The sequence below is a fragment of the Microbacterium pygmaeum genome (assembly GCF_900100885.1).
Classification (GTDB): Bacteria; Actinomycetota; Actinomycetes; order Actinomycetales; family Microbacteriaceae; genus Microbacterium; species Microbacterium pygmaeum.
In genome coordinates, this window is the sequence record NZ_LT629692.1 from 3,010,753 (window position 1) to 3,024,375 (window position 13,623).

Here is a 13,623-nt window from a genome sequence, read left to right on the forward strand (position 1 = left end):
ATTCCATAACGCTTGCATCACGACTGACGCCTCTGCGCGCCGCTGCGCGACCGAGGTGGCAGCAACTGCGGGATCCGCGGGTCGCAAGCCACCACAACTGACACCTGCAGGCGGCGCCCCGCGCCCGAGGTGACACAACACGCCGCCTCCGCAGCCCGCAGCCCACGACGAGTGCCACCCCGACGCGGCGCCCCACGCGATGGTCGGCCCGCGTCACGCACGAATGCCCGCTCCCTCGACGAGGAAGCGGGCATCCGGATTGCGCCGCGCGCGGGCGCGCGCCGCACGATCAGACGGAGATCAGCCTTCGACCGGGCCCTCTGCGGGGTCCTGAGGACCGGGGCTGGCCGCGGCGCGGCCCTCCTGGTCGGCGGGCTCCTCGAGGACCGGCTCGAGCGACAGCTTGCCGCGGTCATCGATCTTCGTGATCTTCACGAGGATCTTCTGACCCACGTTGAGCACGTCCTCGACGTTCTCCACGCGCTTGCCACCGGCGAGCTTGCGGACCTCGCTGACGTGCAGCAGTCCGTCCTTGCCGGGCAGCAGCGAGATGAAGGCACCGAAGGTCGCCAGCTTCACCACGGTGCCGAGGAACTGCTCGCCGACCTCCGGGTTGGTGGGGTTGGCGATCGCGTTGACCTGGGCACGGGCTGCCTCTGCCGAGGGGCCGTCGGTCGCGCCGATGTAGACGGTGCCGTCCTCCTCGATCGAGATCTGCGCGCCGGTCTCGTCCTGGATGGCGTTGATCGTCTTGCCCTTGGGGCCGATCAGCTCGCCGATCTTGTCGACCGGGATCTGGACGCTGATCACGCGGGGCGCGGTCGGAGCCATCTCGTCCGGGCTGTCGATCGCGGCGTTGAGCACGCCGAGGATCGTCAGGCGGGCCTCATGGGCCTGCTGCAGCGCGGCGGTGAGCACGGACGACGGGATGCCGTCGAGCTTCGTGTCGAGCTGGATGGCGGTGACGAACTCGCTCGTCCCGGCGACCTTGAAGTCCATGTCGCCGAGCGCGTCCTCGGCGCCCAGGATGTCGGTCAGTGCGGCGTAGCGCGTCTGGCCGTCGACCTCGTCCGAGACCAGACCCATCGCGATACCGGCGACGGGCGCGCGCAGCGGCACACCCGCGTTCAGCAGTGACAGGGTCGACGCGCACACCGAGCCCATCGACGTCGAGCCGTTGGAGCCGAGCGCCTCGGACACCTGACGGATCGCGTACGGGAACTCCTCGCGGCTGGGCAGCACCGGCACGAGCGCGCGCTCGGCCAGGAAGCCGTGGCCGATCTCGCGACGCTTCGGGCTGCCGACGCGGCCGGTCTCACCGGTCGAATACGGCGGGAAGTTGTAGTGGTGCATGTAGCGCTTGTGCGTGACCGGCGACAGCGAGTCGATCTGCTGCTCCATCTTGAGCATGTTCAGCGTGGTGACACCCAGGATCTGGGTCTCGCCGCGCTGGAAGATCGCCGAGCCGTGGACGCGCGGGATGACCTGCACCTCGGCGTCGAGCGGTCGGATGTCGGCCAGGCCCCGGCCGTCCATGCGGACGCCCTCGGAGAGGATGCGACCGCGGACGATCACCTTGGTGACCGACTTGTAGGCGGCCGAGAACTCCAGCGTGGCGACGGCGGGCAGTTCGCCCGACTCGACGGCGGCGAGCAGCTCCGCCTTGACGGCGTCCTTCAGCTCGTCATCGGCGTTCTGACGCTCCTGCTTGTCGGCGATCTGGTAGATCGGGACGAGCTTGTCGTAGGCGCGGCCGGCGACGAAGTCGTAGGTCTGCTGGCTGTAGGGCAGGAAGACCGGGAATTCCTTGATCTCCTTCGCCGCGGTGTTCGCGACGACGTTCTGCGCGGCGACCAGCTGCTTGATGAAGGGCTTCGAGGCCTCGAGGCCTTCGGCGACGACCTGCTCGTTCGGCTTGACGGCGCCGCCCTTGATCAGGTTCCAGGAGCCTTCGGTGGCCTCGGCCTCGACCATCATGATCGCGACGTCTTCGTTGCCTGCGGCATCCGTGATGACGCGACCGGCGACGATGAGGTCGAACACGGCCTCTTCGAGCTGCGTGACAGTCGGGAACGCGATCCACTGGTCGGCGTTCTCGCCGTGGCCGGGGATGAGCGCGAGGCGGACGCCGGCGATCGGGCCGGAGAACGGCAGGCCGGAGATCTGGGTCGAAAGCGACGCGGCGTTGATGGCCAGCGCGTCGTAGAACTCGCCGGGTGCGATCGAGAGGACGGTGACGACGATCTGGACCTCGTTGCGGAGGCCGTCGACGAACGACGGGCGCAGGGGGCGGTCGATCAGACGGCACACCAGGATCGCCTCGGTCGAGGGGCGACCCTCGCGGCGGAAGAACGAGCCGGGGATCTTGCCTGCGGCGTACGAGCGCTCTTCCACGTCGACGGTCAGCGGGAAGAAGTCGAAGCCTTCACGCGGGTGCTTCCCGGCGCTGGTGGCCGAGAGGAGCATCGTCTCCTCGTCGAGGTAGGCGGCGACGGCGCCCTGCGCCTGCTGCGCGAGACGGCCGGTTTCGAAGCGGATGGTGCGGGTGCCGAAGCGGCCGTTGTCGAGAACGGCTTCCGCTGCGGTGATTTCAGGACCTTCCAAGAGGTCTCTCCTTCTTTGTTTATGCTCGCGAGTCCGTGTGACGCGCGAGCGTGCGAAGGAGCAGGAACAGGCAGGTATCGGCGCGCGCGAACGTATCGCGCGGATGTTGCCAGCGCTGGCCACCAGTAGAAACCCACCCGGCGCCGATGCGACGAGGAGACCACCACAGGGGACCAGCTTCCTGCCGGCCTGCTCCGTGAGCTCAGTTTTGAATTGAGCGGATGCCACAGGGGCAACCTTTCAGAGCCTACCAGGGTGATCCGTGCATCCGCCCTGTCCCCCGTCCCGCCTGTACCGGGCGGTCGCGCCGGATCTAGGGTGGAGGCATGAGCACCGATGACGAAGCGGACGCCGCAGCGTCCGATGACATGAAGCGCAAGTTCAAAGAGGCGCTCGACAAGAAGAACGCGAAACACCGCGAGGGCGAGGCGCACCTCGACGGCGATTCGTCGATCCACGGTGCGCACGGTGCCGCGCAGACCAAGCGCGAGTTCCGTCGCAAGAGCGGCTGAGAGGAGCCGAGATGGTCTTCGATCCCACGTTTCAGGAGATCTCCCAGGAGGCGGACGAGCTGCCCGACCTGGACGGATCCGACGCGGACGCCGAGCCCCTCGGGGCAGACGTCGAGGCCGACGATCTGCCGCCCGAGGGCGCTGAGTAGCCACGACGCCACGAAGCCCGCCTGCGCTGCAGGCGGGCTTCGTGCTGTCCGGGGACGTCAGGAGCTGAGGGCGCCCGCTCGTTCGCGCGAGCGGTCCCGCGCAGCCTGCTCCTCGGCGACGACGGCCTCTTCGAGGCCCTGCGTCCCGACGGCATCCTTCGCCGAGGACATCCCGTCGTGGCCGTCACCCGACAGCGTCGACTCGTCGAAGGGGTCGCCTCCGGCCAGGACGCGGTTCACCTGCGTCTTGTCGATCTCCTTCGTCCAGGTGCCGATGAGGATCGTCGCGACCGCGTTGCCGGTGAAGTTGGTCACGGCCCGCCCCTCGGACATGAAGCGGTCGATCCCGACGATGACGCCGACTCCGTCGACGAGGTCCGGGCGGTAGGCCTGCAGTCCGCCGGCGAGGGTCGCAAGGCCCGCGCCGGTGACGCCCGCGGCTCCCTTGGAGGCGATGACCATGAACAGCAGCAGTCCGATCTGCTCGCCGATCGACATCGGCATGCCCATCCCGGCCGCGATGAACAGCGAGGCCATCGTGAGGTAGATCGCCGTGCCGTCGAGGTTGAACGAGTAGCCGGTCGGCACTGTGATGCCCACCACCGGCTTGGAGACGCCGAGGTGCTCCATCTTGGCGATCAGGCGCGGCAGCGCCGACTCGGAGGACGAGGTGCCCACGATGAGCAGGTACTCGCGGGCCAGGTACTTCATGAGGCTGAAGATGTTGACCCGCGCGACGGCGTACAGGAGCGTGCCGAGGATCCCGAAGACGAACAGCGCGCAGGTGATGTAGAACGCGATCATCAGCACGCCAAGACTCACGATGGCCGCGAACCCGGTCTTGCCAACCACCGCGGCGATCGCCCCGAACGCGCCGAGCGGCGCGAGCCACAGGATCATGCCCAGGATGCGGAAGACCAGCGCCTGCAGATGCTTCACCGCGTTCATGATGGGCTCGCCCTTGGCTCCCATCTTCTGCAGCGCGAAGCCGACCAGGAGCGCGATGAACAGCACCTGCAGGACGCTCTCACCCGTGAACGCCGAGAAGAAGGTCGTCGGGATGATGCCGAGGATGAACTCCTGCGTCGTCTTGGCCTCCGTCGCGCCGGCGTCGTAGGTCGAGTTCGTCATGTTGAGGCCCTCACCGGGGTGGATGAGGTTGCCCACGACAAGCCCGATCGCCAGCGCGAAGGTGGTCATGATCATGAAGTACAGCAGCGCGAGCCCGCCGATCTTGCCGACCGTGGCTGCCTTGGCGATCGATCCCACCCCGACGACGATCGTGCAGAAGATGATCGGAGCGATCATCATCTTGATCAGGGCGACGAATCCCTTTCCGATCGGCTCCAGTGCCACGGCGAAATCCGGCCAGATCAGGCCGATCGTGGCTCCGGCGACCACCGCGATGATCACCGCGATGTAGAGCCAGGTGTGCCTGTCCCACGACGTCTTGCCGCGCCGCCAGTTGAAGCCGGGCAGTGCGAACGATTGTGTTCTGGGGATCTGAGCCATCATCGCCTCCGAAGGGATCGAAACTTCGCTGTTCTCGGACCGCAGGTCGCGGACCGTCCTGGGATTACTGTGGGCGACGGGTGCCGGGCGGCCGGGGTTGTGGTCGTATTGGTCTCGACGCGGATCGAAGGCGAGGAGCGGATGGCCGGCAGCGGTGGTGGGAGTGCGGCCTCGCGCGTCTTCCTCGCCTTCCTCGGTGCCGTCGTGGTCATCACCTGCCTGCTCGCGGCGCTGCTGGCGTTCCAGGCCCAGGCCACCGAGCGCGCCGAGGCCGAGACGGTGACGCTCGCCGTCGCGCGCACGATCGCCGAGATGCCCGAGGTGGTCACGGCCGTGACGGCCGGATCGGATGCTGCGGCCACAGCGCTGCTGCAGCCGGTCGCCGAGCGGATCATGGCCCAGACCCCGATCGACTTCGTGACCATCATGACGACGGACGGGATCCGCCTCACCCATGCCGATCCTGCACAGATCGGCAGGCCCTACCTCGGCACGATCGAACCGGGGCTGGCGGGCCGGGAACTGACGGAGGAGGCGATCGGGACGCTCGGACCGTCGCTGCGCTCGGTGGTGCCGGTCACCTCCGACGGCGCCGTGGTGGCATTGGTCTCCGCCGGGATCACCCTCGGCAGCGTCGGCTCCGGCGTCGTCGGTCAGCTGCCGTTCGTGATCGCCGTGGCGATCGCCCTCGCCGCGTTCGGCATCGCCGCGGCGTGGTTCGCGGGACGATTCACCCGTCGGATCGCCGGCGACCTCCCGGCGAGCGCCGTGCGCGACGCGGTGTCGTCGTACGAGTCGGTGCGCACGCTCGGCGAGGCGCTGCGCGCGCAGACCCATGAGCACGGCAATCGCATGCACACGGCGGTGGCACTCCTCGAGCTCGGTCGCACGGCCGAGGCGATCGGGATCCTGACCGAGACATCGCGTCAGAGTCAGGTGCTGGTCGATCAGGTGGCCGCGCGGCGCGACGGCGACCCCACGGTTGGGGCGCTGCTGCTGGGCAAAGCGGCCCAGGCGCGGGAGCGGGGCGTGCAGTGGACCGCCGAGATCGATCCGGCCGCGCCGCGCAGCACGCTGAGCCCGGTCGACGCGGTCTCGGTGGTCGGCAACCTGATCGACAACGCTGTCGATGCGGCCGCCGCGGGCGCGGAGCCGCGCTGGGTCCGTGTGATCTTCACATCCGCATCGGGCGGCGCGCTGGCGGTGACGGTGTCCGACTCGGGGGAGGGCGTTCCCCTGGAACTTCACGAGCGCATCTTCGAGCACGGATTCTCGACGAAGCCGGCGGGAGCCGACGGCCGCGGCGTCGGTCTGGCCCTCGTGCGGGGAATCGTCGAGGACGCGGGCGGGTCGATCGACCACTCCCCCGATCCGACGACCTTCCGAGCGATCCTGCCGGGGCGGCGCGGATGATCTCCGTCCTGCTGGTCGACGACGATGCGCTCACCCTCGAGCTGCACCGCAACTACATCGAGCGCCTCGAGGGCTTCCGGGTGACGGCCGAATGCACCGGGGCCCGAGCGGCGGTCTCGGCGATCCTCGAGCGCCCGCCCGCGGGCGGCATCGACCTCGTGCTGCTCGATGTCACGATGCCCGACGGGTCCGGCCTGGATGTCCTGCGGCACGTGCGCGCCCGCGCCGCCGACGTCGACGTGATCGCGGTGACCGGGGTACGGGACGCCGACGTCGTCCGTCAGATGGTGGGCCTCGGGGTCGCGCAGTATCTGGTCAAGCCGTTTCCGTTCGCGGTGTTCCGTGAGCGACTGATGCAGTACGAGGCCTATCGGCGGCGCGCGCGGGAGGCGTCGGGTCCTGCCACTCAGTCCGAGATCGATGCGATGTTCGGCGCGCTGCGGCCCGCGGCATCCGCTCCGTTGCCCAAAGGACTGTCGGCGGAGACCCTCGATCGTGTGAGCGAGGGCGTCCGCGCAGCGGGCGCGCTGTCGGCGGCCGAGGCGGCGGAGGAGCTCGGGATGTCGCGGGTCGCGGTCCGGCGCTACCTGGAGCATCTCGCGGAGACCGGGCTGGTGCTGCGGGCGCCCCGCTACGGGACGCCGGGCAGACCCGAGACCGAGTACCGCTGGCGGGCGCTCTGAATCAGCTCGGCGCCGGAACCGAGCGCGTCGAGCCGGGGCGTTCGATGAGCACGTAGTCCGCGTGCTTCGCGGAACGCCCGTCACCGGCGGTGCGCCCGTGCAGGCGGCGCCACACCCAGGGCACCGCGTGCTCGCGCAGCCAGCCGGGTCCTGCGGCCTCGTCGTCGTCGATGTGCAGCGTCGCGTCCAGATCGGCCAGCGCCTCGGCGTGCGGCACGCCGAGGGCTTCGGCCGCACGGTAAGCCAGGAACCGATGCCCGCGGGAGCGCAGATGCACGCGATCGGCGCCCCACATGTCGATGTGGCCGATCTCCGGGTGAGCCTCCAGATCGAGCAGGCGCGCGCCGGTGTCCGCCGCGACGCGGCGCAGCTCCGAGTTGAACTCGGCGAACGTGCGCGCGAACAGCACCGCCGCACGACGACGCGGGAGGAACGGCGTGACCAGCAGGACGTCGCAGCCGGCATCCCGGAGGCTGCGCACTCCCACCTCGAGCTCTCGCGCGAGCGCCCGGGGATCGGCGCCACGCCCGACGAGGTCGTTGGCGCCCATGAACACCGAGACGAGATCCGGCCGCATCTGCAGCGCAGCCGGCAGCTGCTCGGTGAGCAGGTGATGGATCCGCTTGCTGCGGATGGCGAGGTTCGCGTACCGGAACGGCGAGCTGCCGCCGTTGCCGTGGGCCAGCAGCTGCGCGAGACGATCGGCCCAGCCGCGGTACTCCCCCGCCGGCATGCGCGAACTGTCGGAGAGCCCTTCGGTCAGCGAGTCCCCCAGCGCCACGAAGCGCTTCCATCGAGGTGCCGGGCCGGCCTCGGCGATCGAGGGGGCCGCCGGTCGGGTGACCGAGCGCGCGAGCATCGCGTCGTCGATGGGCCGCAGCATCCGCGCCTCCTCGTAATGGCCCACGAGCTGGTCGCCCAGCGCCTCCCACGTGCGGTCCTTCACGGAAGCCCGGGCGGCGGCGGAGAACGCGCGCCGCTTGGACGGGTCGCCCACCAGGTCGGACACCCGAGCGCGGAGGTCCGCGACGTCGCCCGGTCGGTAGAGCCAGCCGTCGACGCTGCTGCGGACGAGGTCGACCGGGCCGCCTCGCCCGGTGGCCACCACCGGGACGCCGCTTGCCAGCGCCTCCTGGATCGTCTGGCCGAACGTCTCGCTCTCGCCGGGATGGACGAACACGTCGAAGCTCGCCAGCGTCTCCGCCAGTTCCGTCCCGGACAGGTGACCGGTGAAGACGGCGCCGGGAAGCGCCCTCTCGAGCGCGCTTCGGGACGGGCCGTCGCCCACGATCACGAGGCGCACGCCCGGCAGGTCGCGCAGCGCGATCAGATCCTCGACCTGCTTCTCGGGGGCGAGGCGTCCGACGTAGCCGACGATGGTCTCGCCGCCGGCGGCGACCCGACCCCTCCAGTGCTCGCTGCGTCGCTCCGGGCGGAACCGTTCGGCGTCCACGCCGCGACCCCAGCGACGGAGGCGGTCGACGCCGAGGCCTTCGAGCTGCTGGATCGCCGACGTCGAGGGAGCCAGGGTGAGGGTGGCGCGGCGGTGCAGGCGCGCGGTGTGCGATGCCGCGAACGCGCTCGCCTGCGGAATGCCGTATTTCTGCGCGTAGGCGATCACGTCGGTCTGGTACACGGCGACCGACGGGATGCACAGCGCATCGGCCACGACGACGCCCTGCCAGCCCAGGACGAACGGCGACGCGAGGTGCAGCACGTCCGCATCGAACGCTCGCAGCAGCGTGGCCAGGCGGGCGACACGCGCGAAGACGACGCGCACCTGCGGGTAGGAGGGCAGCGGGACCGAGCGCAGGAGCGCGGTGCGCGCTCCGTGCAGGTCGGCGGTCACCTCGCCGGCCTTGGGGGCGATCACCAGCGTCTGGTGGCCTTGTCGCTCCAGATGCCGGAGCACGTGGAGCACCGATCCCGTCACGCCGTTCATGTGCGGGAGGAACGATTCTGCAAGCAACGCGACTCTCACGTTCCCAGGGTGAGGGTCCAGCGACGAGCGGATGCCGCGGAAGGGCGCCCTTCGTCCAGAGTTCACCGGATGCACCCGCCCGCGTCACCGGACGTGCGCCGTTTCGTCGCCGTTCATCCACGGATGCTACCCAGGACGGGTGGTGGAGGAGATGCTGGCCCAGCTCGCGAGCAGCGTGTGGGCGCTGCCCGTGCTGTTCCTGCTGGTGCTGGGCGACGCGTTCCTGGTCATCATCCCCGGCGAGACGGCCGTGACCGCGTTCGCGGCGCTTTCCGTCGCTCAGGGACAGCCGTCGCTGGTCGGAGTGGTCGCCGTCGCAGCCGCCGCTGCTCTCAGCGGAGACGTGATCTGCTATCTGATCGGACGCCGCACCGGATTGGACCGCTGGGCGTGGATGCGCCGGCCGCGGGTGGTCGCGGCGTTCGGCTGGGCGCGCACGCGGCTGGATCGCAGCACCGCCGCGGTGCTCTTCAGCGCGCGGTTCATTCCGTTCGGGCGTCTCGCTGTCAACCTGACGGCAGGGGCGAGTCGCGTGCCGGCCCCGCGCTACGTCCTCTTCGCGGCCGGAGCGGCCGTGGTCTGGGCGCTCTATCAGGCCTTCATCGGCGCGGTCGTGGCCCATCTGCTTCCCGGCTCGCCGCTGCTGGCCGTCGTCGTCTCGATCGTCGTCGCCCTGCTCGCAGGGCTGCTCCTCGATGCCGTCCTGGCCCGGCGCTGGCGACGCCCGCGCCCGCCGGCGGAGCGGGATGTCGTCCGGGACTGAAAGGCTGGGTACATGGACGGATACGACGAAGCGTTCCTCGGGCTGCACGTTCCGCTGCCGCGTGCCGGGGATGCCCGCCCCACCGCGCTGCTGACGTATCCGCACTTCTCCGTGCTGCTGGACACGTCGCGGCGCCTCGCCGTCTCGACCGGCGTGAACATCGACGGCGCAACCCTGGTGGATCTGGCCCGCACCGGTGACTGGGAACTGGACCCCCGGATCCCGGTGACGGTGCAGGCCGGACCGGACGTCTACGCGAAGAACGATCTGGACCGGGGCCACCTGGTGCGCCGCAGGGATCCGGGTTGGGGCACCACGGCGCAGGCGCGGGCGGCTACGGAGGCGACGTTCTTCTACCCCAACGCGGCACCGCAGGCGGCGGCGTTCAACCAGTCGAAGGACCTGTGGCTGGGATTGGAGGATCACGTCCTTCGATTCGCGGATGCCGAGGACGTGCGCATCAGCGTGTTCACCGCGCCGGTGCTGGACCAGGCCGATCCGCCGTACCGCGGCATCCGCATCCCGGGTCGGTTCTGGAAGGTCGCCGCGTGGGTGTCCACCGACGACGAGATCCTCGCGGCCGCCGGTTTCGTCCTGGATCAGTCCGCGCTGATCGACGCGGCGAGCGCGACGGCGACGCTGTCTCCGGTGCTGGGCGGTTTCCGCACGTTCCAGGCGCCGATCGCCGACATCGCGGCGCTTGCCGGCGTGGACCTCGGCCCGCTGGTGGCCGCCGATGTCCTGCCGGCTGCGGCCCGCGCGCGGGAATGGCGCGAGCTGACCGTGGCAGCCGAGATCCGCCTTTAGACCGCGGCGTACGGCGGTTCGGCGCTCCGGTTCTGGAACTGGAGGATGGCGGGGTTGCGGACGATCCCGTCGCTCACCTCGATCGCACGGGCGATCGTCTCGTTCTGCGTCCACGCCGTGGGGCCGGCCAGCACGGTGGGCAGGAAGCTGAGCAGCGCATCGCTGATCTCCCAGCTCGCCGAGTTCCACAGGTAGGACGGACTGTGATCGACGGCGTAGTAGTTGATGCTGCCGCCGACGGTGAACATCGGATCCGCGAAGCTCGTCGGGACCGCCCACTCGAAGCCCATCCCCTCGTCGCAGGAGACGTCCACGATGAGGCTGCCGGGCCGGAACGCCTCGAGATCGGACGACTTGAGGTACACCAGCGGATTGTTCGGATCCTGCAGCGTGCAGTTCACGACGATGTCGCTCTCGGCCAGGAACGGCGCGAGCGGAACGCGGCCGTCCTCGGTGATCACCTCGCTCACGTACGGGCCGTCGTGGTCGAACTGGAACATCTGCGTGGCATGGATGGGGGCGGCCACCGATGCCGTGTCGCGGTTGGTGAGCACGCGCACCTCGTGCACGCCGTGCGCGCGCAGCGCGGTCACCGCGCCGCGCGCCGTCGCGCCGAAGCCGATCACCACGGCGGTGAGCCGTCGGCCGTAGTCGCCGGTGGAGCCGCACAGTTGCAGCGCGTGCATCACCGAGCAGTAGCCGGCGATCTCGTTGTTCTTGTGGAAGACGTGGAGCCCGAACGTGCCGTCGCTGCCCCAGTGGTTCATCGCCTCGAAGGCGATGACCGACAGGCGCTTGTCCAGGGCGAACTGGGTCATCACCTCGTCCTGCACGAGATGCGGCCACCCCCACAGCACCTGCCCGTCGCGCATCGCGCGGAGGTCCTGATGCTGGGGTTTGGGCAGCAGCAGCACATCGGCCGCCGCGATGACTGCGCCCCGGTCCAGGACCCCGCCGACCAGCGGGCGCAGCTCGTCGTCGGAGATGCCGAAGCGCAGCGCATACCCGGTCTCGAGCAGGATCGACCTGCGCAGATCGTCGGGGATCCGCTCGAGATGCCCGGGATGGATCGGGACTCGGCGCTCCGCCGGCTTGAGCGAGGCGCCGAGCACGCCCAAGGTCAGTGGAGCCTGCGAGGACATGCCGTCTTCTTCCCGTCGCGGGGGCCGAACGGGCTCCGTGCATCCGACGCTATCAGCGCCGGCGGGCTACTCCCCCGCGAGACCGCCGAGGAGGTGGCCGAACGAGCGGCCCTCGCCCAGGTAGTTCGCCGGATCGAACGGGTCGTCGGTCTGCACGGGCGCACGTCGCGACATGGCCTCCGCCAGTTCCCGCGCGCCGCGCTCGATCCGCTCGCCGAGCGGCGCGACCTGGTCACCGGAGGCGCCCCAGTCACTGGATGCCGCGAAGACTCCCGTCGAGACCGGCTCGGCGTGCAGATACGTGAACAGGGGCCGGATCGCGTAGTCGATCGCCAACGAGTGGCGCGCCGTCCCGGCGTTCGCCCCGATGAGCACGGGCTTTCCAGCCAGCGCATCGGGGTCGAGGATGTCGATGAATGACTTGAACAGCCCCGAGTAGCTCGTGGAGAAGATCGGCGTGACGGCGATCACGGCGTCGGCCGAGACGACGGCGTTGATCATCGTCTCCAGGGCGGGCGGGGCGAATCCGGTGAGGAGGTTGTTCGTGATGTCGTGCGCGTAGTCGCGCAGCTCGAACACGTCCACCTCGGTGTCGGTCTCCTTCCCGGCCTCCAACGGACCCTGAGCCTGGCGAAGGGCGGTCACCGTGGCGCTGCTGAGCCGGTCGGCCAGCAGCCGGGTGGAGGACGGGTTGGAGAGTCCGGCCGAGATCACGGCGATGCGACGTGCGGTCATCTCAGACTCCCGTCCGGGTCGCTGCGGCACCGAACGCCGAACCGGCCTTGGCGGGGGTGTCGACGTAGGGCGAGGTGCCCGTGAGGTTGTCACCACGGTTCGGGTTGGGAACGCTCTGGCGCGGAGCCTGATCGCCGTACTTGGCGGCGACGAGGTTGGCGTGCGTCGGAGCATCCGGTACGTCGGCCGGACGGTTCTTCGCGAGCTCCTTGCGCAGCACCGGGACGACCTCGCCGCCCAGGATGTCCAGCTGCTCGAGGACGGTCTTCAGCGGAAGGCCGGCGTGATCCATCAGGAACAGCTGCCGCTGGTAGTCGCCGAAGATGTCGCGCATGCCGGCATAGCGGTCGATGACCTCCTGCGGCGAGCCGACGGTGAGCGGGGTCATCTGGCTGAAGTCCTCCAGCGACGGCCCGTGCCCGTAGACGGGGGCGTTGTCGAAGTACGGACGGAACTCGCGGACGGCGTCCTGAGAATTGGCGCGCATGAACACCTGGCCGCCCAGACCCACGATCGCCTGCTCGGGGGTGCCGTGGCCGTAGTGCGCGAAGCGCTGGCGGTACAGCGTGATCAGGCGCTGGTAGTGCTCGGAGGGCCAGAAGATGTTGTTCGCGAAGAACCCGTCGCCGTAGTACGCGGCCTGCTCGGCCACCTCGGGCGTGCGGATCGAGCCGTGCCACACGAACGGCGGCACGTCATCAAGCGGCCGCGGCGTCGAGGTGAAGCCCTGCAGCGGGGTGCGGAACTTGCCCTCCCAGTCCACGACGTCCTCGCGCCACAGGCGGTGCAGCAGGTTGTAGTGCTCGATGGCGAGCGGCAGCCCCTGCCGGATGTCCTGACCGAACCACGGGTACACGGGTCCGGTGTTGCCGCGGCCGAGCATGAGGTCGGTGCGGCCGTCCGACACATGCTGCAGCATGGCGAAGTCCTCGGCGATCTTCACCGGGTCGTTCGTCGTGATGAGCGTCGTCGCGGTCGAGAGCAGCAGTCGCTCGGTCTGGGCTGCGATGAACGCGAGGGTGGTGGTCGGTGAGGACGACCAGAACGGCGGGTTGTGGTGCTCGCCGAGCGCGAAGACGTCGAGGCCGACCTCTTCGGCGTGCTTGGCCATCGTGATGGTGTTGCGGATCTTCTCCGCTTCACTCAGGGTCCGACCGGTCGTCGGATCCTCGGTGATGTCGCTCACCGTGAAGATGCCGAACTGCATTCCGGTCCAGGTGTTGGTCTCGTCCACGATCGTTCTCCGCTTCGGGATGCCTGAGCATCCAGTTCTATTCAGATGAATGTAATCTGTAGAACACGTGCAGCGCCAATCTATTCCC

Annotated in this window: 12 protein-coding genes; 6 read left to right on the forward strand and 6 right to left on the reverse strand. The window is 69.5% G+C overall.

The window, feature by feature from the left end:
* Positions 1 to 300 precede the first annotated feature (300 nt).
* Positions 301 to 2,604 (reverse strand): polyribonucleotide nucleotidyltransferase, encoded by a 2,304-nt coding sequence (locus tag BLT19_RS14490; RefSeq protein WP_091491652.1) that lies wholly within the window; start codon positions 2,602 to 2,604, stop codon positions 301 to 303.
* Between the two features lie 326 nt (positions 2,605 to 2,930).
* Between BLT19_RS14490 and BLT19_RS14495 the strand changes: the two genes are divergently transcribed.
* Both BLT19_RS14495 and BLT19_RS17705 read left to right on the forward strand, forming a co-directional pair.
* Positions 2,931 to 3,116, forward strand: coding sequence for a DUF5302 domain-containing protein (locus tag BLT19_RS14495; RefSeq protein ID WP_091491655.1), 186 nt, complete (start codon positions 2,931 to 2,933; stop codon positions 3,114 to 3,116).
* Positions 3,117 to 3,127: 11 nt separating this feature from the next.
* On the forward strand, positions 3,128 to 3,265 hold the full coding sequence (locus tag BLT19_RS17705; protein WP_157681867.1) for a hypothetical protein: 138 nt from the start codon (positions 3,128 to 3,130) through the stop codon (positions 3,263 to 3,265).
* 57 nt (positions 3,266 to 3,322) lie between these two features.
* On the opposite strand, the gene BLT19_RS14500 is transcribed toward BLT19_RS17705, so the two are convergent.
* Positions 3,323 to 4,777, reverse strand: a complete 1,455-nt coding sequence (locus BLT19_RS14500) for a cation:dicarboxylate symporter family transporter (RefSeq protein WP_172825639.1) — start codon at positions 4,775 to 4,777, stop codon at positions 3,323 to 3,325.
* Between the two features lie 141 nt (positions 4,778 to 4,918).
* Here BLT19_RS14500 and BLT19_RS14505 point away from each other — a divergent pair, with 141 nt between their 5' ends.
* Positions 4,919 to 6,190 carry a sensor histidine kinase gene (locus tag BLT19_RS14505; protein WP_091494096.1) on the forward strand — a complete coding sequence of 424 codons (1,272 nt, stop codon included), beginning with the start codon at positions 4,919 to 4,921 and terminating at the stop codon, positions 6,188 to 6,190.
* Complete coding sequence (locus BLT19_RS14510; RefSeq protein ID WP_091491658.1) at positions 6,187 to 6,873, forward strand: response regulator; 687 nt, start codon at positions 6,187 to 6,189, stop codon at positions 6,871 to 6,873. Before BLT19_RS14505 ends, BLT19_RS14510 begins: the two co-directional genes overlap by 4 nt.
* Position 6,874: 1 nt before the next feature.
* On the opposite strand, the gene BLT19_RS14515 is transcribed toward BLT19_RS14510, so the two are convergent.
* Positions 6,875 to 8,854, reverse strand: coding sequence for a glycosyltransferase (locus BLT19_RS14515; protein ID WP_091491661.1), 1,980 nt, complete (start codon positions 8,852 to 8,854; stop codon positions 6,875 to 6,877).
* 139 nt (positions 8,855 to 8,993) lie between these two features.
* On the opposite strand from BLT19_RS14515, the gene BLT19_RS14520 reads away from it, so the two are divergent.
* Both BLT19_RS14520 and BLT19_RS14525 read left to right on the forward strand, forming a co-directional pair.
* Entirely contained in the window at positions 8,994 to 9,617 is a 624-nt protein-coding gene (locus BLT19_RS14520; RefSeq protein WP_091491665.1) for a DedA family protein, read from the forward strand.
* A gap of 12 nt (positions 9,618 to 9,629) precedes the next feature.
* Complete coding sequence (locus tag BLT19_RS14525) at positions 9,630 to 10,424, forward strand: DNA/RNA non-specific endonuclease (RefSeq protein WP_091491668.1); 795 nt, start codon at positions 9,630 to 9,632, stop codon at positions 10,422 to 10,424.
* On the opposite strand, the gene BLT19_RS14530 is transcribed toward BLT19_RS14525, so the two are convergent.
* The 3 genes from BLT19_RS14530 to BLT19_RS14540 all read right to left on the reverse strand — a co-directional run bounded on the left by BLT19_RS14530 (position 10,421) and on the right by BLT19_RS14540 (position 13,508).
* Positions 10,421 to 11,566: a N(5)-(carboxyethyl)ornithine synthase gene (locus tag BLT19_RS14530; protein WP_091491671.1), complete on the reverse strand. Its 1,146-nt coding sequence runs from the start codon at positions 11,564 to 11,566 to the stop codon at positions 10,421 to 10,423. The two genes, BLT19_RS14525 and BLT19_RS14530, sit on opposite strands and share 4 nt — an antisense overlap.
* Positions 11,567 to 11,632: 66 nt before the next feature.
* Complete coding sequence (locus BLT19_RS14535) at positions 11,633 to 12,301, reverse strand: FMN reductase (RefSeq protein WP_091491673.1); 669 nt, start codon at positions 12,299 to 12,301, stop codon at positions 11,633 to 11,635.
* A 1-nt stretch (position 12,302) separates the two neighbouring features.
* On the reverse strand, positions 12,303 to 13,508 hold the full coding sequence (locus BLT19_RS14540; RefSeq protein WP_091494100.1) for an LLM class flavin-dependent oxidoreductase: 1,206 nt from the start codon (positions 13,506 to 13,508) through the stop codon (positions 12,303 to 12,305).
* Positions 13,509 to 13,623 lie beyond the last annotated feature (115 nt).

What these genes read in the sequence shown, in the direction of transcription:
- BLT19_RS14495 (WP_091491655.1), top strand. Translation starts at nt 2,931, where the DNA reads ATGAGCACCGATGACGAAGCGGACGCCGCAGCGTCCGATGACATGAAG.
- BLT19_RS17705 (WP_157681867.1), top strand. Translation starts at nt 3,128, where the DNA reads ATGGTCTTCGATCCCACGTTTCAGGAGATCTCCCAGGAGGCGGACGAG.
- BLT19_RS14500 (WP_172825639.1), bottom strand. Translation starts at nt 4,777, where the DNA reads ATGGCTCAGATCCCCAGAACACAATCGTTCGCACTGCCCGGCTTCAAC.
- BLT19_RS14505 (WP_091494096.1), top strand. Translation starts at nt 4,919, where the DNA reads ATGGCCGGCAGCGGTGGTGGGAGTGCGGCCTCGCGCGTCTTCCTCGCC.
- BLT19_RS14510 (WP_091491658.1), top strand. Translation starts at nt 6,187, where the DNA reads ATGATCTCCGTCCTGCTGGTCGACGACGATGCGCTCACCCTCGAGCTG.
- BLT19_RS14525 (WP_091491668.1), top strand. Translation starts at nt 9,630, where the DNA reads ATGGACGGATACGACGAAGCGTTCCTCGGGCTGCACGTTCCGCTGCCG.
- BLT19_RS14530 (WP_091491671.1), bottom strand. Translation starts at nt 11,566, where the DNA reads ATGTCCTCGCAGGCTCCACTGACCTTGGGCGTGCTCGGCGCCTCGCTC.
- BLT19_RS14535 (WP_091491673.1), bottom strand. Translation starts at nt 12,301, where the DNA reads ATGACCGCACGTCGCATCGCCGTGATCTCGGCCGGACTCTCCAACCCG.
- BLT19_RS14540 (WP_091494100.1), bottom strand. Translation starts at nt 13,508, where the DNA reads ATGCAGTTCGGCATCTTCACGGTGAGCGACATCACCGAGGATCCGACG.